Origin of the sequence: Selenomonas timonae (assembly GCF_014250475.1) — a bacterium.
Taxonomy (GTDB): domain Bacteria; phylum Bacillota; class Negativicutes; order Selenomonadales; family Selenomonadaceae; genus Centipeda; species Centipeda timonae.
In genome coordinates, this window is sequence record NZ_CP060204.1 from 1,139,502 (window position 1) to 1,159,154 (window position 19,653).

The following is a 19,653-nucleotide window of genomic DNA, read 5'->3' on the forward strand; positions in this document are numbered from 1 at the left end:
TATGGCGAGAAAGAAGCATGCGAAGCCGCATGAAGAAGAAGCAGGCGAGGCCTGGCTCCTCCCGTATTCGGATCTAATGACGCTGCTCCTGGCTCTCTTCATTGCTCTCTTTGCAATGTCCCAGACGGATTCGTCGAAGATGCAGGCCCTCGCGCAGGCGTTCACTGCGGCGTTCAATATGGGCGGGCCATCCTTCTTCTCCGGTATGGGACCCTCCATGTCGATGCCGTCGACACCGAGCTCAGGAGCTGAGAGCTCCAACAGTGCGTACATGGAAGAAAACGAGAATCTGCGTGAGGCGCAGGAGAAACTCGAGCAGTATATCAAGGAGAACAATCTTGAGGATCAGGTCAGTACGGAGCTCACTGAGGACGGGCTGATGATCCGACTGAAGGAAAAGGCGCTCTTTGCCTCCGGCTCTGCATCGTTGCAGGGGCAGGCGGAGCAGATTGTGCCTGTGATCGCGGCTCTCCTTTCCTCTCTGCCGGAGCGCGTGACCATCTCGGGACACACGGATAATGTGCCGATCTCTACGGCGCAGTTCCCGTCGAACTGGGAGCTGAGCTCCTCGCGTGCCGTGAATCTCATGCGCGGTCTCATGGGCGCACAGCCGTCACTCAATCCCGCGCGGTTCAGTGCGCTGGGCTATAGTGAATATCGTCCGATTGCATCGAATGATACGGAGGAGGGGCGTGCGCAGAATCGTCGTGTTGAGGTCTTCATTGCGCGCAGCATGCGCTTCAGCCAGGACGACTCGATCAGCGCCTCTGACGGGCAGGTAAAGACGAGTGCAAATGCGCCGTCGAATGCAATGCCGACCTCGACGGGCACGGGGGCACAGGCAGGTTCGTCTGAGATCATGGGTGCTGCTCAGCGACCGACCCCGAACTCACCAGGGGTGGTACCGGCACCATTACAGCGCTGAATGTAAGAGAAAAAGGAATTGAAAGGGGCTATTGCGGGCGCAATGGCTCCTTTTTGTATCATCAGGCGGAGGGCGTATGATTCTGGGCATCGGCAGCGACATTATCCATATTCCGCGCGTCGCGCGTGCGATTGAGACCCCGCGCTTTCTCGAACGCGTCTACACGGCGCAGGAACGCGCCTACGCTGCATCACGGGGAAAGGGAATGGCGGCAAGTCTTGCCGCGCGATTTGCGGGCAAGGAGGCCGTGCTCAAGGCGTTTGGCACGGGGCTACGCGATGGGCAGATGCAGGATGTGGAGATCCTGCCTGATGCACTCGGTGCACCCACTGTGCACCTCAGTGGACATTTTGCGCGTCTTGCGGCAGATATGGGCGTAAAGCACGTGTGGATCACGCTCTCTCATGAGCGCGACTATGCGACGGCATATTGTATATTGGAGGGTCAGCGATGAATGTATCGTTTGCAGAGGATATGCGCCGAATTGATGAGTCTGTGGTAAAGGACTACGGTCTGCCCGCCATTGCTCTGATGGAGAATGCCGGGCGTCGGACGGCAGAGGAGGCCGCTGCGATGATTGGCGGCGCGGAGGATAAGACGTTCACTGTCTTTGCCGGCGGCGGCAACAATGGAGGGGATGCCTTTGCTGCGGCGCGCCATCTTATGAATATGGGCGCGCGGGTGAAACTCTTCTTCACAGGAGAGGAAGAGCGCCTGAGCGAGGCGGCGCGTGCGATGCATGATGCGCTGCGTGCAATGGGCGTGGAGATCCGTCCGCTCGTGAGTGATCGGGACTGGGATCGCCTGCGTGTCTCGCTGCGCTTTACCGATGCCGTCGTGGACGGCATCCTCGGTACGGGGACGCATGGTGAGCTGCGTAAGCCCGTTCTGCGTGTTATCGAGGAAATCAACGCTGCGGGAAGGCCTGTGATGGCGATCGATATCCCGAGCGGCGTGGAGGCGGATACAGGACGGATCGGCTCGCTCGCCGTGCGTGCAGATAGAACGCTCGCGCTCGGTCTGCCGAAGGTCGGGCATCTCCTTGGCGCAGGGGCAAACGCGGCGGGACAGCTGCTCGTGGATGATATCGGCATCCCCCGTGCTCTGCTCGAAGGGGAGGCGCTGCGCCAGTCGCTCATTACGCGTGAAGCCGCGGCGAAGCTCCTGCCCGCACGTGCGCGCGACGTGCACAAGGGCAGCTGCGGACGCATTCTCATGCTCGCGGGCTCGCTCGGGATGACGGGCGCAGCGGCACTTGCGGCGGAGGCGGCGCTGCGCATCGGGGCGGGGCTGGTGACCCTCGCCGTGCCCGAGCGCCTCTATCCCGTACTCGCGGCGAAGCTGACGGAGGTCATGGTAGTCCCTATTCCGGATGCGGGAACGGGATATTTCGGCGGGATGAAGGCACTCGAGGCAGCCCTTTCGCTCGCACAGAATATGGATACCGTGCTCATCGGGCCGGGGCTTGGGCGCAAGGCGGAGACAAGTGAATTTGTGCGCCTCTTTGCGGCGGATGTCAAGGTACCGCTCGTGATGGATGCGGATGCAATTGCGGCGTTCCAAGGACATCTCGACGCGCTGCGCGATCTGCCGCAGGTGCCGATCCTGACGCCGCATCTCGGAGAGTTTGCGGCGCTCCTGGGCAAGACGGTGGACGCGGTCGAGGATGATTTGCTCGGCGTGGTGCGCGAGGCTGCGCGCGCATATCAGGCGGTCTTCGTGGTGAAGAGCGCGTGTACGGTCGTCGTCTATCCCGACGGGGATGCGTTCTTTACGACTTGCGGCAACGCAGGCATGGCGACGGCGGGGGCGGGTGATGTTCTCGCAGGCACGATCGCGGGTCTGATGCGGCAGATGGAGAGCGGGATGACGCCGATTGTTGGCGTGTATGCACACGGGCGCGCGGGTGATCTCGCGTATGAGTACAACGGCAACGGTCTTGTGGCAGGTGATATTCTGGAGCTTCTGCCGCGTGCGTTGAAGGAGCTGACGAATACAACGGTATGAGTTTACGGAGCAAGTCCCATGTGAATGCTTCGTACTGAGACATTACGTCGTTGACAAGTGCGTATCATCGTACTATGATAGGACTACATTTTTGTAGGAAAGAGGCAGAGTTATGGCAAGAGCGGATATTGACTGGGGAAATCTGGGGTTTGCGTACCGCGCGCTGCCCGAGCGGTATGTGTCGAACTATGCGGACGGTGCGTGGGATGCGGGCGGACTCACGTCCGAGTCGACGGTGACGATTAGTGAGTGTGCGGGCATTCTGCACTACTGTCAGGAGGTCTTCGAGGGGCTGAAGGCGTATGAGACGGTGGACGGTCATATTGTGACGTTCCGCCCCGATCTCAATGCGGCGCGTATGTACGCGTCGGCGGCGTATCTCGAGATGCCGTCGTTCCCCGAGGAGCGCTTCGTCGAGGCGGTGGATGCGGTGGTCACGGCGAATCGTGATTATGTGCCGCCGTACGGCTCGGATGCCTCGCTCTATCTGCGTCCCCTCATCTTCGCAACGGGCGAGGTGATCGGTGTAAAGCCGGCGGATGCCTACCAGTTCCGTCTCTTTGCAACGCCCGTGGGGCCGTATTTCAAGGGCGGGGCAAAGCCGGTGCGCCTCTGCGTGAGCGATTTCGACCGCGCGGCGCCGCACGGCACGGGGCACATCAAGGCGGGGCTGAACTATGCGATGAGTCTGCATGCCTATATGGTGGCGCATGCGGCGGGCTTTGATGAGAATATGTTCCTTGATGCTGCAACGCGCACGTATGTCGAGGAGACGGGCGGCGCGAACTTCCTCTTCGTGACGAAGGACGGCACGGTCGTGACACCGAAGTCGGATTCGATTCTTCCGTCGATCACGCGCCGCTCGCTCGTTTATATTGCGGAGCATATCCTCGGCATGAAGGTGGAGGAGCGTCCCGTCGCATTTGCGGAACTGCGCGACTTTGCCGAGGGCGGACTCTGCGGAACGGCGGCCGTGATCTCACCGATCGGCTCGGTGACGCACGGCGATGATGTGATCGCATTCCCGAGTGGCATGGAGCATATGGGACCTGTCTTGCAGAAGCTCTATGACACGCTGCGCGGCATTCAGCTCGGCACGGTGGAAGCACCCGAGGGCTGGATTCGCAAGATCTGCTGAGGCAGATAATGATTTCGTTCTCTTTGCAAGGGGATTCCGATGCGTTCGGAATCCTTTTGACGGAGGACGAAATTTTTTTTGAAAGAGTGGGACAGGTCACAAGGATTTTCGATATTCAGAGAGAAATTCTAACATAGTAGCAGTGCGCGCGTGGGAAGCGCATCACTGCCTGCGGGGATGTATCAGACGACATACAAAGGGAAGCGTTTGCCTTGGGGGTTCTTATGCCGCTTGATTTTACGGTGCCGACGCAGTTTCGAGGCATCCTATCGACGATTACGCCGTTGGATATTCTCGATATTCTGATTGTGGCGTTCATTCTCTACCGCGTCTACGTCATGCTCGAGGACACGCGCGCGATCACGCTCGCAAAGGGCATTCTCGTGCTGCTTGGCGTGACGGTGATCGCGAGCTATTTCGAACTGCATGTGATCTCGTGGCTCCTGCAGAAGTCCGTGACCCTGCTCTTTGTTGCGCTGCCGATTGTGTTCCAACCGGAACTGCGACGCGCGCTCGAGCATCTGGGGCAGGGGCGTTTTTTCCGTGCGGGCGGACTCCTCGACGATGAGGAGGCGCAGAGCACGATCCGTGAGATCCGCAACGCTGTGAAGATCCTCTCGGCGAACAAGATCGGTGCACTGCTCGTCATTGAGCGCAATATGGGGCTGAACGACATCAGCGCGACGGGCATACAGATCGACGGACTCATTACATCGGACTTCCTGATGAATGTCTTCATCCCAAATACGCCGCTGCATGACGGCGCGGCGGTGATCCGTGGGAAGCGTCTCATCGCGGCGGGCTGCCTCCTGCCGCTGACGGAAAACCGCAGCCTCTCGACGGAGCTCGGGACGCGTCACCGCGCTGCGATCGGACTCTCGGAGCAGTGCGACGCGCTCGTCGTCGTGGTGAGTGAGGAGACGGGGACGATCTCGATTGCGGAGAACGGGCGCATCCACCGTCATCTGGATGGGGATGAGCTGACCCATATCCTGACACCCGCTTTTGCCTATAACTCGCGTTCGTCCATTTGGGAACTCGTTCGGAGCTGGAGGAAGAAATGATGACAAGGCTTCGGAGTATTGTGCAGCATAATCTGCCCGTGAAGATTGCGGCGGTCATTGTGGCGATTGTGCTCTGGCTCTATGTGATGAACGATCAGAACCCCGCGATTGACGGCAGCTATACGGTGCCTGTGACGATTGAGAATGCGCCGGATGGCTATCTGATGAATGCCGCTGCGGACACGGTGACGATCCGCGTGCGCGGACCGCGCTCCCTCTTTGTCGCGGCAGACCGCAACGATTTCCATGCGCACATGAACCTCGCCGACTTCACAGAGGGGGACAAAGAGTACACTGTGGAAACGGCGATTCCGTATGGCTTTGAGCTCGTGAGTGTTTCGCCGGATAAGATTACAGTGAACCTTGACCGGCTGATTCAGAAGACGTTCAAGGCTGAGCTGACACTCAGTGGCTCGCCCGCGACGGGCTTTACGGTGGATAAGATTGCGCAGGAAAGCGAAGCCGCGACGGTGGAGGGACCGCGCAGCCTCGTGAATCAGGTTGTGCACATTGTGGGGCACATCAATCTGAACGGGCAGTCGAGTAACTATACGTCAAATGTGACGCTCTTTGCACTGAATGCCGATGGCCGTGAGGTCTCGGGGATCGCGCTGACACCGTCCTCTATGGAGGTGACGGTGAATCTTGCACGCGGCCTCTCGCGCAAGGTGGTCGAGGTGCAGGCAAAGGCACAGAGCGATCTCCCGCCGCAGCTGAAGCTCGAGGGCATCACGGTGGAACCCGCACGCATCGAGATTGCGGGTGCGGAGGATGTGATCAGAAAGATCACGAGCATCGGAACCGAGGAATTCTCTCTCTCTCATGTGCGCGAGACGGAGAAGCGCCAGGTGAAGCTCGCACTGCCCGAGGGCGTGACGGTTGCAGACCCGAATGTGACGGTGGAAATTAAAGTTGGAGCAATGCAATGATTCGCGTGAAAAATCTGCGCGTTCCCTATGACAGCACGCGGCCGCTCGCGGAGATCGCAGCGGAGCGCCTCAAGCAATCACCCTGTGCCGTGCACGGGGTGATTGTCGTTCATAAGGCTCTGGATGCGCGGCGTAGGCGTGGCGCGCCGATTCTGTGGCTCTATACCCTCGATGTTGCGGTGGAGGAGGAGCGTACGGTGCTCTCGCGACTGAGGCGCGATAAAGAAGTTATGCCTGTACCCGCCGATCCGCCGCTGATGATCCCGCGCGTCGGGTGCAGCAGCACACGTCCCGTCGTCGTGGGATTCGGCCCTGCGGGGATTTTCGCTGCGTGGGCGCTCGCGCGCGCGGGCTGTGCACCGCTCGTGCTTGAGCGTGGGCAGGATGTCGATCGGCGTACGGCGGATGTCGCGCGTTTCTGGCAGGGGGGCGCGCTTGACCCTGCATCGAATGTGCAGTTCGGCGAGGGCGGCGCAGGGACGTTCTCGGACGGGAAGCTGACGGCGCGCAGCAATGACCCGCGCATGCGCGAGATCATCGAGGCATTTGTCGCGGCGGGCGCGCCTGAGGAGATCCGATATCTCCAAAAGCCGCATATCGGGACGGATGTGCTGCGCCGCGTGGTGAAGAATCTGCGCAGCGAGATCATCCGCATGGGCGGCGAGGTGCGCTTCGGCGCGCAGGTGACGGGCGTGGAGCTGTGTGCAGGACGGCTCGCGGCGCTCGTTGTGAACGATACGGAGCGGATTTCCGCCGATGCCGCCTTCTTCGGCATAGGGCACTCAGCGCGCGATACGTACGCTATGTTGCATGAGGCGGGGCTTATGATGGAGGCAAAGGCATTCGCCGTCGGTGTGCGTATCGAGCACGCGCAGACGTTCATCGACCGTATGCAGTACGGCGCGGCGGCGGGCAGTCCGCGGCTCCCCGTCGCGGACTACGCGATGACGTACCGCGACGAGGCGGGCGGGCGTGGCGTGTACTCGTTCTGTATGTGCCCCGGCGGCATGGTGGTCGCGGCGACATCTGAGGAGGGACGGCTCGTGACGAACGGGATGAGCAACTATCGCCGCAACTCGGGCGTGGCGAACAGTGCCCTGCTAGTGCAGGTCAGCCCCTCGGATTGGGGCGGGGATGTACTCGGCGGCATCCGCTTCCAGCGGGAACTTGAGGAGCGTGCCTATCGCCTTGGCGGCGGGGATTACTGTGCGCCCGTGCAGTCCGTTGGCGATTTCTGTGCGGGGCGGACGGGCACCCAGGACTTTGCCGTTACGCCGACGTATGCGCCCGGTGTGCGCGCCGCGGATCTGCGTGCGCTGCTGCCTCCTGCGTGCACGGCATCCCTTGCGCGTGCGCTTACATTTTGGGAGGAGCGCGTGCCGGGGTTCGGGGCTGCCGATGTGCCGATGACGGGCGTGGAGTCACGTTCGTCCGCGCCCTGCCGCATCCTGCGCGATGCGGAGACGATGGCATCGGTCTCGGCGGCGGGGCTGTATCCGATCGGTGAAGGTGCGGGCTATGCGGGCGGCATTATGAGCGCGGCGCTCGACGGGCTGAAAGCTGCGCTTGCATTTTTGGGAAAGATACAGTAGATTATAGAGACAATATAGTATAGGGGGCTGTTCATGGTGAGACTTTTTGGTACGGACGGCGTGCGCGGTGAGGCAAATACAGAGCTGACGCCGGAGCTGGCATATCATCTCGGGCGCGCGGCGACGCTCTATTTCGGCGCGCAGTCGGAGGTGCGCCCGCGCATCTTGATCGGACGCGATACGCGCATCTCGGGCGAGATGTTCGAGGCGGCGCTCACGTCGGGCATTTGCTCAGCTGGCGGCGTTGCACTCCTCGCGGGTGTCGTTCCGACGCCTGCGGTCGCCTATCTCGCGCGTGAGCACAGGATGCAGGCAGGCATTGTGATTTCCGCCTCACACAATCCGTTTCCCGACAACGGGATCAAGTTCTTCGGCGGGGACGGCTACAAGCTGCCCGATGCTGTGGAGGATGAGCTCGAGGCACTTGTGCGCCGCCTGCAGACGAATGACGATGCAGCGCGCCCGACGGGCAAGGCGATCGGGATCGTGGAGTACCGCGACGATCTCCTTAATCAGTATATCGACTACGTGGTGAGCACATGCACGGAGCGGTTCGACGGCATGAAGATCGTGCTCGACTGCGCGAACGGCGCCGCCTATGAGGCGATGCCGAAGGTGCTACGCCGCCTCGGCGCCGAGGTGAAGGTCATCCATGCGCTCCCGAACGGCGTGAACATCAACGACGGCTGCGGCTCGACCCACCTCGAGTCCCTGCGGCGCACTGTGCTCGAGCGCGGCGCGGACATCGGCATTGCGCACGACGGGGACGCAGACCGCTGCCTCTGCCTCGATGAGACGGGCGCGCTGATCGACGGCGATCACATCCTCGTTGCCTGCGCCTCGGAGATGATTCGCACGGGGCGTCTGCCGCACAAGACGGTCGTGACGACGGTGATGGCGAATATCGGCTTCCACAAGGCAATCGCAGAGCTGGGCGGGCGCGTCGACGTGACGGCGGTCGGCGACCGTTATGTGCTCGAGTCCATGCGCGCGAACGGCTACAGCATCGGCGGCGAGCAGTCGGGGCATATCATCTTTGCCGAGCATGCGACGACGGGCGACGGGCTCATCACGGCGCTGCAGGTGCTCGCGGCGCTGCGCCGTAGCGGAAAGAAGGCGTCGGAGCTGAACGCGATGATGACGACCTACCCGCAGCTCCTCGTCAATGTCCGCGTGAAGACGAAGGCGGGCTGGGAGGAGAATCCCGCGATCCGCGCTGCGATCGAGGAGGGCGAGCGCGTGCTCGGCAGTGACGGGCGCGTGCTCGTGCGCCCCTCGGGCACGGAGCCGCTCATCCGCGTTATGGCGGAGGGCAGCGATCAGGCGCAGCTCGAGGAGGTCTGCGGCGCGATCGTCGAGGTTGTGAAGCGGGAGCAGGGTGAGGCGTAATGTCGCATCTCTCCGCCGTCCTACTCGTTCTGCTCGCAGGGACGATGTGGGCAGCGAGTGGCACGGCAGCACAGCATTTCTACACGCAGTCCGCACACGTCCCCATCGAGCTGACGCAGGTGCGCCTATTCATCTCGAGCGCGCTCTTCTTCCTGCTCTCGTGGTGGAGCGGGGGACTCAGGCGCGGCATCCGATTCCTGAGGCGTGATCCGCGTCTGCTTGTGCAGCTGGCGATCCACGGCATTCTCGGGATCATGATTGTGCAGTACTCCTATTTCATGGGGATTGCGGAGGGCGATGCGGCGGCGACGACGGTCATCGGCTATACGAGCCCCGCGATGATGATCCTCTACCTCGCTGTGCGCTGGCGGCGTCTGCCGTCGACAGCGGAGGCGGGGACGGTCATCGTGGCGGTGGCGGGGGTGTTTCTCCTCGTGACGGGCGGTGATATCGGGCGTCTCTCCGTGCCGATGTCCTGCATCGTTTGGAGCCTCATCTCAGGAGCGACCTTCACCTTTGCCATGCTCTATCCCGTGCATCTGCTACGCCTCTTTGATCGTTTCTTTCTGCTCGCCGTCTGCATGTTGATCGGTGGCATTTCGCTCCTGCCGATGACGCAGGCAATCGCTGATGTCGGATCTTTTTTTACGACGGGGACGTGGCTCGATCTCCTCGTCATCATTGGCTTTGGGACGATTGTCGCGTTCTTTGCGTTCAACCTCGGGCTGCGTTGGCTGAGTCCTGAGGAGACGGCGATCACGGCGACAATCGAGCCCGTGGCAAGCGTCATCTTTGCATGGCTCATCTTTGATACACATTTTGTCATGATGCAGATCGTTGGGATCGTGCTCGTCATTGCGGCGATTTTGACGCCGAATGTGCTGCGGAAATGGGGGTACACATGAAGATTCCCCTGCGCTATCAGATGTCGGAGTACGATTGTGGGCCGACGGCGCTGCTCAATGCGGTGAGCTATCTCTTCCCGCGCCGTGAGGTGCCGCCCGAGATCATCCGCAGCGTCATGCTCTACACCTTGGATTGCTACGGCATGGACGGAACGGCGTGCAAGGCGGGGACGTCGCGCATGGCGATGATGTATCTCGCGAACTGGCTCGAGGGTTTTTCTCGCGCGACGAAGTTCCCGCTCACCTGTCAGTACATCTCGGGGCGCGCGGTGCACATCGGCGCGCACAGCTATATCAACGACGCGCTTGTACGCGGCGGTGCTGCGGTCGTGCGCATCTTCTACGAGGTCGAGCACTATGCGCTGCTCACGGGTGCGTCCGAGGGGCACATCTATCTTTTCGATCCCTACTATCTCGCGGAGGCGGAGCCGGAGTTCGTGCAGGCGGGCATTGCGGTGACGCTCGCGCATCCGCATAGCTACAACCGCATCGTGCCCTTTGATGTGTTCAACCGCGAGACACAGGAGCTCTATGCGTTCGGTGCGGTGGACAGCCGTGAGGCGGTGCTGCTCTTTGACGAGCGGACGAGGCGGACGGCAGACGATACGATCGAGTATTTTATTTGACGGGAGGTTTGTTCTTGCAGGAGACGACGGAGACGATTGAGTTTAGGGATATGCACGAGGCGGCGGCGCTCCTCGGGGAGCGAGATACGCTGCTGCAGTGCATGCAGGAGGTCTTTGCCTGCCGCATCGTGAGCCGGGGCACGGCGCTCGCCGTGACGGGGGCGGAGGAGGATGTCGCCGCCGCGCGCGTGCTCATACAGGAACTGCTCTTCTATCACAGGCAGGGCGCGAAGCTGACGACGCATGAGGTGAACTACGGCGCGCAGCTCGTGCGGGCGGGGCGCGTGGAGGAACTGCACTCCCTTTTTGCCGAGGTGCTGCTTGTGACGGCAAAGGGCAAGGAGGTGCGCGCAAAGACGCTCGGACAGCGCGACTACCTTGCGAAGATCCGACGCAATGCCGTGACCCTCGGCGTCGGCCCTGCGGGCACGGGCAAGACCTATCTCGCGGTCGTGATGGCAGTCGCGGCTCTGCGCAATCGCGAGGTGAGCCGCATCATCCTGACGCGTCCCGCCGTGGAGGCGGGCGAGCACCTCGGCTTCCTGCCCGGCGATCTGACGGAGAAGATCAATCCATACCTGCGGCCGCTCTACGACGCCCTGCAGGACATCCTCGGCGCGGAGGCGTATCAGAAGATGATGAGCCGCCAGCTGATCGAGGTTGCGCCGCTTGCCTACATTCGCGGGCGCACGCTCGAGGACGCCTTCATCATCCTCGACGAGGCGCAGAATACGACGGGCGCGCAGATGAAGATGTTCCTCACGCGCCTCGGCTTCGGCTCGCGCATGGTGGTGACGGGCGACCTCGAGCAGGTCGATCTGCCGCGCGGCACGGTGTCGGGGCTGAAGCAGGCGTGCCAGATTCTAAAGGGTGTGCGGGGCGTCGGCATTGTGCGGCTTGAGCCTGTGGACATCATCCGTCACGAGGTCGTGACACGCATTGTCGAGGCATACGGCGCGTGGGAGAAGAAGCGGGGACAAAAGTATGGAGATTGAGATTCGGACGGAGCCGGAGGAACTGCCCGTCTCCGAGGAGGAGCGGGCGGCGGTGCGCCGCGCGATTGAGACGGTCGGACGCCTCTACGGGGCGGAGGGCGTCGAGGTGAGCGTAACACTCACGGACGACGCGCACATCCACGTCATCAACAGGGAATATCGCAATGTCGACCGTCCGACGGATGTCATCTCCTTTGCCCTCACGGAGAGCGAGGAGCCCGAGATTATCGGCGGTGGGGAACATGAAGTGCTCGGCGATCTCATCATATCGCTCGAGCGCATGCGGGCACAGGCGGCGGAGTACGGGCATACGGAGCTGCGCGAACTCTCCTTTCTCACGGTGCACGGGATGCTGCACCTCCTCGGCTACGACCACATGGAGGCGGAGGAGCGGCTCGAGATGGAGGAGGAGCAGCGCGCGGTCATGGAGGAACTGGGGATCACACGATGAATGCACATAAATCGGGCTTCGCCGCCGTGATCGGGCGGCCAAATGTCGGCAAATCCACGCTGATCAACGCGCTCATCGGGCAGAAAATCGCCATCATGAGCGACAAGCCGCAGACGACACGCAGCCGCATCCTCTGCATCTTGACGGAGGAGGACGCGCAGATCATCTTCCTCGACACGCCGGGCGTACACAAGCCGAAGCACAAGCTTGGCGACTATATGGCAAAGGCGACGGAGGGGGCTCTGCACGGCGTCGATGTCGTCGTCTTTGTCGTGGACGTGACGGAGAAGATGGGCGCGGGCGAGCAGTATATCCTAAAGCAGCTAGCAAATGTGCGCGTGCCCGTCCTACTCGCGGTGAACAAGGTGGACTGCATCCCACGCGAGGAGAGTCTGCCCGTCATTGCAAACTATGCAAAGGCGTACGACTTCGCGGGCATTGTGCCGATCTCGGCGCGCGAGGGGGAGAACCTGGACGGGCTGCTCGTGGAGATCAAAAAACATCTGCCCGAGGGACCGCAGTACTATCCCGCCGATATGGTGACGGATCAGCCCGAGCGCCTCATCATCGCTGAGCTCGTGCGCGAGAAGGTGCTCGAGCTGACGCGTGACGAGATCCCGCACGCGGTCGCCGTTGACATCGAGGAGATGACGACGCGCGCGAAGGGCGATGTCTACATCCGCGCTGTGATCTACGTCGAGCGCGAATCGCAGAAGGGCATTGTCATCGGTGCGCGCGGAGCACTCCTTAGGACGATCGGACAGCGTGCGCGCGCGGATGTGGAGACGCTGCTTGGGGCGAAGGTCTATCTTGACCTCTGGGTCAAGACGCGCAAGGACTGGCGTAATCGGGCAAATGCCCTGCGGGAGTTTGGGTTTTATGAAACCGATTGAAGAAACGGCGGTCATGACACCATCCTTTGATCAGATGTATCAGCGGGAACTGAATCGCATGTCACGCCGCTTTGTCAACGGGCTGCTCGTCCTCGTGCCCGTCATCATTACCCTGCTCGTCATCGAGTGGACGCTGCGCTTCACCGAGGGCGTGCTCGGGCAGTATCTGCCCTTCTACTTCCCAGGAATGGGCATCATCACGCTCGTCCTCGTCATCTACGCCGTCGGCTGGGCATCAACAAACTGGGCGATCGCAAAGTTGATCTCATTTGGAGAAAATATGATGGGCACGATTCCGTTTGTGAAGTTCATCTACACGAGCGTGAAGCGCCTCTCGGAAGCCGTGCTCGACTCGAGCAGCAACTTCAAGCGCGTCGTCCACGTGCCCTATCAGGGCGCGCGTGCGCTCGGCTTCGTCATGGCGGATCTGCCGCCGCGTTTCCAGCAGGCGATGGGCGGCGGTTACGTCTGCGTCTTCGTCCCGTGGAGCCTCAATATGACCTCGGGGACGACGCTGCTCGTCAAGGAGGAGGACGCGGTGACGATCGACATCCCGAAGGAGGAGGCTCTGCAGTACATGCTGACGGCGGGCGCCGTCATGCCGCTTGCCGAAGAGAAAAAGAAGGGCGCATCGAAAAATCCGGAGAACCGCCTCGCTGACGATGGGCAGAAGGCGGAAGGGTAGATGGCACTCTACGGAACAGAGGGCATCGTGCTCGGTGCGCGCAGCTGGGGCGAGGCAGACAAGGTCATGACGATCTTCACACGCGAGCGCGGTCTCGTGCGTGCCGCCGCATTCGGCTGCCGCCGCCCGCGGAGTCCCCTTGCGGGTGCGATGCAGATGTTCGTGCACGCCGAGCTGCAATTTGCCGAGGGCGGACGCCTCGAGACAGTCAAGACGGCGAGCGTGCGTGCCCATCACGCAAAGCTCTCACTCGACCTCACGGCACTTGCCTATGCGACCTTTGTCGCGGAGGTGATCCGCGAATTTATGCCAGAGGGCATCACGGACGAAGCGTTCTTTGACCGACTCTCTGCGATCCTGACGGCATTCGAGACTCGCAACCCGCGCGTCACGGCGCTCGCCGCCGTCTTACAGACACTTGCCGCAGCCGGACTGCAGCAGAGCTATGAGCGCTGCTTGCACTGCGGTGTCCTGATCGAGGGGGACGCTTTCTTCCACACACGGGAGAACGGAGTCCTCTGTGCGGACTGCCGTACAGAGGACAGTGCAGCTTTTTCGGAGGAGCTGCGCCTGCTCCTCATCTCACTCGAGCAGCTTGACTGGGCGCACCCGCCGAGCCTGCAGCTGCGCGGCGGAACCCTGATGGCTGCAGAGTCTCTCGTGCTCGCGCACGTGCAGGAACTTGTCGGTCATCCCCTGCGTTCACTGTCGTTTTTAGCCCAGCTCGGATAATTTTTTTTGAAAAATTTAAGGCATGATGAAAAAATAACCCGAAAAAAAAAGGAAAAGTAAAGATGATGGCGAAAATATATCAGGTAATCATTTGTGTATAGTTTTTGCTGTGCGCAAAAAATGAGAGAGGGAACGGAGGGGAAAGCCTGTCATGATCATGCTGACGAAGTTCAACTCCAAGACGAACAAAAAAGGTGAGTTTGTCCTCAATGCAGAGATCATCGAGAGCATTGAGGAAACGCCGGATACTGTAATAACGCTTACCAACGGGAAAAAGCTGATCGTCGAGGAGCCGATGGAGGAGATTGTGCGACGCACGATCAAGTATCGTCGCGCGCTTCATCAAAATTAGTTGGCGAATTTCCATTCCTTTGGTATAATGGGGGGAACAGTGTTCCTCTACGTGGCAAGGGAGTGCCCGGGTGTGGAGCCCCTGTGGCTTCGTGGTCATTTTTAGGGAGGGAGTAACTCATGGCGGAGGAAAAGGAAGAACAGGCGGCTGAGCAGCCAAAGCAGAAATCACCCATGCTCATGATGGTCGTGGTGGTCATCGTGGCAGTACTTGTCGCAGTGGCGGCAGCCGGGGGCATCTCGTACTACATCTTCTCACAGGCGGAGTCACCGTCGCATTCGGAGGATGGCAGCGGGGGCAAATCGAATCACGATCCCGGGGTGTTCTACAAGCTTGGCGACCCGAAGGAAGGCATTCTCGTCAATGTCGGCGGCGGACGCTCCGGCAAGTTCCTCAAGGCGGGCATCGTTCTGGAGCTCAACCCCGGCAAGTCGGATAATGTTGTGGACGGCAAGGTCGGTTCGGTCGCGGAGACGAAGATCCTCGATACGACGATGCAGTTCCTGCGTGCTGCACCGCTGGAGGAGTTTGACGCATCCAAGCAGGATGCGCTCAAGAAGCAGCTGAAGGATGCGCTCAACGAGCGTCTGGGACAAGGCTCTGTTTATGATGTTTACATCACGAGCTTCCTGCTGCAGTAAGTAACATGAACCACTGCACAAAGGGAAGGGGGAAGAGTCTTGGCTGAGGACGTACTGTCTCAATCCGAAATAGATAAGCTGCTCTCAGCGCTTTCGGACGGCTCGGTTTCCGCCGAGGAAGTCAAGGCGGAAGAAGAGGAACGCAAGGTCAAGGTCTATGACTTTAAGCGCCCGGATCGGTTCTCTAAGGATCAGATCCGCACGCTGTTCATGCTGCATGAGACCTTTTCGCGTCTCCTGAACACCTATCTGTCGGCGAGTCTGCGCACGATGGTCGATATCGAGGTTTTGTCGGTCGAGCAGATGACCTATCAGGAATTTGTTCAGTCGATGGGGAATCCGTCCGTGATCGGCATACTTGCACTTCCGCCGCTCAAGGGCAATATCATCATCGAGGTCGGTACGGATCTGGCTTTTGCCTACATCGACCGCGTTTTTGGCGGCGAGGGAAAAAGCGGCCTCAAGTCGCGTGCCCTGACGGATATTGAGACGGCGGTCATGCGTCGCTTCATCGACACGGTCACCAATTACTTTAGGGAAGCGTGGAGCAACGTGGTGGAGTTCCGTCCGAACTTCGAGACGATGGAAACGAATCCGCAGTTTGCGCAGATCGTCCCGCCCAGCGATATGGTCGTGCTCGTCACGATTCACATCAAGATGGGCGATGTCGACGGCATGATGAACATCTGCATTCCCTATCTGGTGCTCGAGCCGGTCATGTCGAAGCTCACCACGTCGTTCTGGGTGGCGTCCTCTGTGGACAAGGAGAGCTCGCCCGAGCAGGTGGCGGAGCTCCAACGCAAGATTGAGCGGACATGGGTGCCGTTCTCAGTGGAACTCGGCACGGTCGACATTACGATCCACGAGTTCCTGACGCTCGGCTTCGGCGATGTGCTACAGCTCGACACGCTGGCACAGGATGAGCTCGTCTGCTACGTTGGGTCGAATGCGAAGTTCCGCGCACATCCGGGTACCGCCGGAAAGCGAATGGCTGTGCAAATATCCGGCATTATAGAAGGAGATGACGACGCGAATGAGTGATGAAATGATCTCGCAGGAGGAGATTGATGCCCTCCTGAGCGGTGGAGCGGGCGGCGGCGATGATGCGCCTGCCGATGACGCTGCGCCTGCTGCCGACTCGTCTTCTGAAGAGGATGATGCCGGCATTACAGACCTGGAACGCGATGCGCTCGGGGAGATCGGCAATATCTCGATGGGGGGCGCTGCAACGACCCTCTCCGTCCTGCTTGGACGCAAGGTATCGATCACGACCCCGACGGTCTCCGTATCCAATCTGCGCAAGCTGAAGGAAAAGTATCCCGTGCCCTTCCTCGTTGTCGAGGTGGGCTACAGCATCGGCATTGAGGGCAACAACGTCCTCTGCATTCAGGCGAAGGATGCCGCGATCATCGCCGATCTCATGATGGGCAATGACGGCACGAATCCCGATCAGGAGCTGAGCGAGCTCCACATGAGCGCGGTCAGCGAATGCATGAACCAGATGATGGGCAGCGTTGCAACCTCGCTCTCGTCGATGTTTAATAAAAAGGTGGATATTACTCCCCCAGTGGTCACGCTGGTTGACCTTGGGACAGAGGAAGTGGTGTCCAAGCTGCTGGACAAGGTCGACCCGATCATCCAGGCGTCCTTCCGCATGGAGGTGGACGGTCTCATCGACAGTGAGATCATGCAGCTCCTGCCGCTCGACGTCGCAAAGGATATGGTCGACGCGTTGATGAATCAGCAGCCGGATGTCGACAACGAGGAAGAAGCCGTTGTGGCAGCGGCTGCACCGCCTCCGCCTGCAGCTCCGGCAGCTCCGGCAGCAGCGGCGCCGGCAGCAGCTGCACCTGCAAACTATGGATATGGAGCACCGCCTATGCAGTCACATGTAGCATCCAATGTGCCGGTACAGTCGGCGCAGTTCACACCGCTCAGCTCTACGCCGGTACAGGTCAACGACGCCAATATCGGTCTGATCCTCGACGTTCCGCTTCAGGTCAATGTCGAGCTTGGGCGCACGAAGAAGTCCATCAAGGACATTCTCGACCTGACGAAGGGCTCTATTGTGGAGCTGGATAAACTTGCCGGCGAGCCCGTGGACATCATGGTCAACGGCAAGTACCTCGCGAAGGGGGAGGTTGTCGTCATCGACGAGAACTTCGGCGTTCGCATTACGGAGATTGTCAGCCCGCTGGAGCGCGCTGCACGCCTCCAGTAGCGGAAGGAATATGGTTCTTTTGGGACTGGTGTAGAAAATCCTTGTCACAGAGGGCAGATTTCGTTATAATGAGTAACGATAAAAATGCACATGATTTCTATGTGTTTTGTGCCCTTTGGAATAGGGATGTTCTGTCGGATTAAGGAGAGATGAGAAAATGGCAACTCGCGTTCTGATCGTTGATGATGCAGCTTTTATGCGAATGATGGTGAAGGACATCCTCTCGAAGAACGGCTATGAAATCGTTGGCGAAGCTGAGAATGGCATGAAGGCTCTCGAGAAGTATCAGGAGCTGAAGCCGGATCTCGTGACGATGGACATTACGATGCCGGAGATGGATGGCATCACCGCTGTCAAGGAGATCAAGAAGGTCGATCCCGCTGCAAAGGTTGTTATGTGCAGCGCGATGGGACAGCAGGCAATGGTTATCGAGGCCATTCAGGCAGGCGCGCGCGACTTCATCGTGAAGCCGTTCCAGGCGGATCGCGTGCTGGAGGCCATTCGCAAAGCCGTCGGCTGATGAACAAACGGATATTTTCACTGTCCCTGCTGATCGGATGGCTCCTACTTTTCTTGTGCATGGGAGACGTGTCTGCCGCAGGTGAGACGGGCGGTGGATATTTAGCCGGATATGAAGAGGCTGACCCGCGCCCGTCGGCCGTATCATGGTGGTCGACGGTCGCCTATGTGGTCAGTCTTTTTGCTGTCTTTGCGTTCGTGGTCATCCTCGCCTACTTCGCAGCGCGTGCCTTTGGAAAGAACTCCATGCAGAGGCTTGCGGCACGCGGGGGACAGATCTATCTGCAGCTGCCGCTCGGGCCGAACCGCTCGGTCTGTGTCGTAGAGCTCTTTGGGCGCGTCTTTGTACTGGGCGTCACCGATGCGAATATCCATCTGATCACAGAGATTGACGATCCGGAGACGGTGGACGAGATTCGCAGTTCGGAACCCGCAGGGGGCGGCGTCTTTCAGGAGCAGTTCGGTTCTCTGTCGGATTTTGTTCAAAAAATACCACCGCTTTTCCGAAAGTAAAGGCGGGGGAGAGAAATGGGGGGACAGGATTGGGGCGCAAATTGCTTGTTTTGGGAGGCGCGGCGCTCCTCCTGATGGGCGCGGGACATGCGAGCGCAGCACCCTTGATTCCGACGCTTAGTGTCGGTGTGGGGACGTCGGAGAATCCGCAGGATGTTGCAACGACGATGCAGCTGCTTGCGGTTCTGACCATTATTTCACTGGCACCTGCGATTCTCGTCATGACGACCTCCTTCGTTCGTATTGTGGTCGTCATCGGCTTCCTGCGCAACGCGCTCTCAACGCAGAACGTACCGCCGAATCAGGTCGTCATCGCGCTCTCGCTCTTCCTGTCGTTTTACATCATGGCACCCTATTGGGGGCAGGCGAATGAGAACGGGATACAGCCCTATCTCGCTGGGCAGATCTCGCAGGAGCAGGCGCTTGACAATATCGTTGACCCGATGCGTGAGTTCATGTTCCGCCAGACGCGAGAATCCGATCTCGCGCTCTTTGTCAATCTTTCGGAAGCCCCCCGACCGGAGGGACCCGAGGATGTATCAACATTTACGCTCATTCCGGCATTCATCATCAGTGAGCTGAAGACGGCGTTTCAGATCGGCTTCATGATCTACATCCCGTTCATCGTCATCGATATGATCGTTGCGAGTACGCTGATGTCAATGGGTATGATGATGCTGCCGCCGGTGATGATTTCCCTGCCGTTCAAGATCCTCTTGTTTGTCATGGTCGACGGGTGGCATCTCCTGATCCAGTCGCTCATCATGAGTTTCCGTTAGCGGGGGAGGCGTGCGATGTCCGGAGATTTGGTCATCCAGCTTGCCCAGGAGGCGCTCTTCATCGTCCTTCTGGTCTCTGCTCCCATGCTGGGACTTGGACTCATTGTTGGTCTTTTGGTGGCGGTCTTTCAGGCGACCACCTCGATTCAGGAGCAGACACTGGCATTCATCCCCAAGATCATTGCAGTCTTTGTTGCAATCCTGATCTTTGGCCCGTGGATGCTGCGCATCATGGTCGAGTATGTGACGAATGTGTTTGTCAACCTGCCGATCTATCTGCGCTGAAGGGGGCGGCAG

At 59.9% G+C, this 19,653-nt stretch carries 23 protein-coding genes; all 23 read left to right on the top strand.

The features are described 5' to 3' along the window. The first annotated feature begins 1 nt into the window (after position 1). The 23 genes from H1B31_RS05365 (at position 2) to fliQ (ending at position 19,641) form a co-directional block, all read left to right on the top strand. Positions 2–925, top strand: coding sequence for a flagellar motor protein MotB (locus H1B31_RS05365; RefSeq protein ID WP_009441194.1), 924 nt, complete (start codon positions 2–4; stop codon positions 923–925). A gap of 76 nt (positions 926–1,001) precedes the next feature. After that, positions 1,002–1,379: a holo-ACP synthase gene (acpS, locus tag H1B31_RS05370; protein ID WP_009441193.1), complete on the top strand. Its 378-nt coding sequence runs from the start codon at positions 1,002–1,004 to the stop codon at positions 1,377–1,379. Beyond that, positions 1,376–2,932: an NAD(P)H-hydrate dehydratase gene (locus H1B31_RS05375; RefSeq protein ID WP_185981165.1), complete on the top strand. Its 1,557-nt coding sequence runs from the start codon at positions 1,376–1,378 to the stop codon at positions 2,930–2,932. Before acpS ends, H1B31_RS05375 begins: the two co-directional genes overlap by 4 nt. Before the next feature lie 112 nt (positions 2,933–3,044). Then, the gene (locus H1B31_RS05380; protein ID WP_185981166.1) at positions 3,045–4,070 is read left to right on the top strand and encodes a branched-chain amino acid aminotransferase; all 1,026 of its coding nucleotides are present in this window, start codon (positions 3,045–3,047) and stop codon (positions 4,068–4,070) included. Between the two features lie 224 nt (positions 4,071–4,294). Continuing rightward, positions 4,295–5,134, top strand: coding sequence for a diadenylate cyclase CdaA (gene cdaA, locus H1B31_RS05385; protein WP_009441189.1), 840 nt, complete (start codon positions 4,295–4,297; stop codon positions 5,132–5,134). Further along, complete coding sequence (locus H1B31_RS05390; protein ID WP_185981167.1) at positions 5,131–6,063, top strand: CdaR family protein; 933 nt, start codon at positions 5,131–5,133, stop codon at positions 6,061–6,063. Before cdaA ends, H1B31_RS05390 begins: the two co-directional genes overlap by 4 nt. Next, positions 6,060–7,655: an NAD(P)/FAD-dependent oxidoreductase gene (locus H1B31_RS05395; protein WP_185981168.1), complete on the top strand. Its 1,596-nt coding sequence runs from the start codon at positions 6,060–6,062 to the stop codon at positions 7,653–7,655. The genes H1B31_RS05390 and H1B31_RS05395 overlap by 4 nt, the downstream gene beginning before the upstream one ends. 33 nt (positions 7,656–7,688) lie before the next feature. Next, positions 7,689–9,044 (top strand): phosphoglucosamine mutase, encoded by a 1,356-nt coding sequence (gene glmM, locus H1B31_RS05400; RefSeq protein WP_185981169.1) that lies wholly within the window; start codon positions 7,689–7,691, stop codon positions 9,042–9,044. Beyond that, a complete protein-coding gene (locus H1B31_RS05405) occupies positions 9,044–9,949 on the top strand; it encodes a DMT family transporter (protein ID WP_185981170.1) in 906 nt (301 codons plus the stop codon). Before glmM ends, H1B31_RS05405 begins: the two co-directional genes overlap by 1 nt. After that, on the top strand, positions 9,946–10,575 hold the full coding sequence (locus tag H1B31_RS05410; protein WP_185981171.1) for a peptidase C39: 630 nt from the start codon (positions 9,946–9,948) through the stop codon (positions 10,573–10,575). The genes H1B31_RS05405 and H1B31_RS05410 overlap by 4 nt, the downstream gene beginning before the upstream one ends. Before the next feature lie 14 nt (positions 10,576–10,589). Then, positions 10,590–11,570, top strand: coding sequence for a PhoH family protein (locus H1B31_RS05415; protein ID WP_037346639.1), 981 nt, complete (start codon positions 10,590–10,592; stop codon positions 11,568–11,570). Then, positions 11,560–12,021 carry an rRNA maturation RNase YbeY gene (gene ybeY / locus H1B31_RS05420; protein ID WP_185981172.1) on the top strand — a complete coding sequence of 154 codons (462 nt, stop codon included), beginning with the start codon at positions 11,560–11,562 and terminating at the stop codon, positions 12,019–12,021. The genes H1B31_RS05415 and ybeY overlap by 11 nt, the downstream gene beginning before the upstream one ends. Then, positions 12,018–12,914: a GTPase Era gene (gene era / locus H1B31_RS05425; protein ID WP_009441181.1), complete on the top strand. Its 897-nt coding sequence runs from the start codon at positions 12,018–12,020 to the stop codon at positions 12,912–12,914. Before ybeY ends, era begins: the two co-directional genes overlap by 4 nt. A gap of 34 nt (positions 12,915–12,948) precedes the next feature. Continuing rightward, positions 12,949–13,599, top strand: coding sequence for a DUF502 domain-containing protein (locus H1B31_RS05430; protein WP_157049435.1), 651 nt, complete (start codon positions 12,949–12,951; stop codon positions 13,597–13,599). Beyond that, a complete protein-coding gene (recO, locus tag H1B31_RS05435; RefSeq protein WP_185981173.1) occupies positions 13,600–14,331 on the top strand; it encodes a DNA repair protein RecO in 732 nt (243 codons plus the stop codon). A 151-nt stretch (positions 14,332–14,482) separates the two neighbouring features. Continuing rightward, the gene (locus H1B31_RS05440) at positions 14,483–14,683 is read left to right on the top strand and encodes a flagellar FlbD family protein (protein WP_009441178.1); all 201 of its coding nucleotides are present in this window, start codon (positions 14,483–14,485) and stop codon (positions 14,681–14,683) included. Positions 14,684–14,802: 119 nt separating this feature from the next. After that, positions 14,803–15,324, top strand: coding sequence for a flagellar basal body-associated FliL family protein (locus H1B31_RS05445; protein ID WP_009441177.1), 522 nt, complete (start codon positions 14,803–14,805; stop codon positions 15,322–15,324). 39 nt (positions 15,325–15,363) lie between these two features. Next, positions 15,364–16,365 carry a flagellar motor switch protein FliM gene (gene fliM / locus H1B31_RS05450; RefSeq protein ID WP_009441176.1) on the top strand — a complete coding sequence of 334 codons (1,002 nt, stop codon included), beginning with the start codon at positions 15,364–15,366 and terminating at the stop codon, positions 16,363–16,365. Then, a complete protein-coding gene (gene fliY, locus H1B31_RS05455) occupies positions 16,358–17,545 on the top strand; it encodes a flagellar motor switch phosphatase FliY (protein WP_185981174.1) in 1,188 nt (395 codons plus the stop codon). Before fliM ends, fliY begins: the two co-directional genes overlap by 8 nt. A 157-nt stretch (positions 17,546–17,702) precedes the next feature. Continuing rightward, complete coding sequence (locus H1B31_RS05460) at positions 17,703–18,065, top strand: response regulator (RefSeq protein ID WP_006307432.1); 363 nt, start codon at positions 17,703–17,705, stop codon at positions 18,063–18,065. After that, a complete protein-coding gene (locus H1B31_RS05465; RefSeq protein ID WP_185981175.1) occupies positions 18,065–18,577 on the top strand; it encodes a FliO/MopB family protein in 513 nt (170 codons plus the stop codon). Before H1B31_RS05460 ends, H1B31_RS05465 begins: the two co-directional genes overlap by 1 nt. A 29-nt stretch (positions 18,578–18,606) precedes the next feature. Beyond that, on the top strand, positions 18,607–19,356 hold the full coding sequence (gene fliP, locus H1B31_RS05470) for a flagellar type III secretion system pore protein FliP (protein ID WP_185981176.1): 750 nt from the start codon (positions 18,607–18,609) through the stop codon (positions 19,354–19,356). Positions 19,357–19,371: 15 nt separating this feature from the next. Continuing rightward, positions 19,372–19,641 carry a flagellar biosynthesis protein FliQ gene (gene fliQ, locus H1B31_RS05475; protein ID WP_009441172.1) on the top strand — a complete coding sequence of 90 codons (270 nt, stop codon included), beginning with the start codon at positions 19,372–19,374 and terminating at the stop codon, positions 19,639–19,641. Positions 19,642–19,653 lie beyond the last annotated feature (12 nt).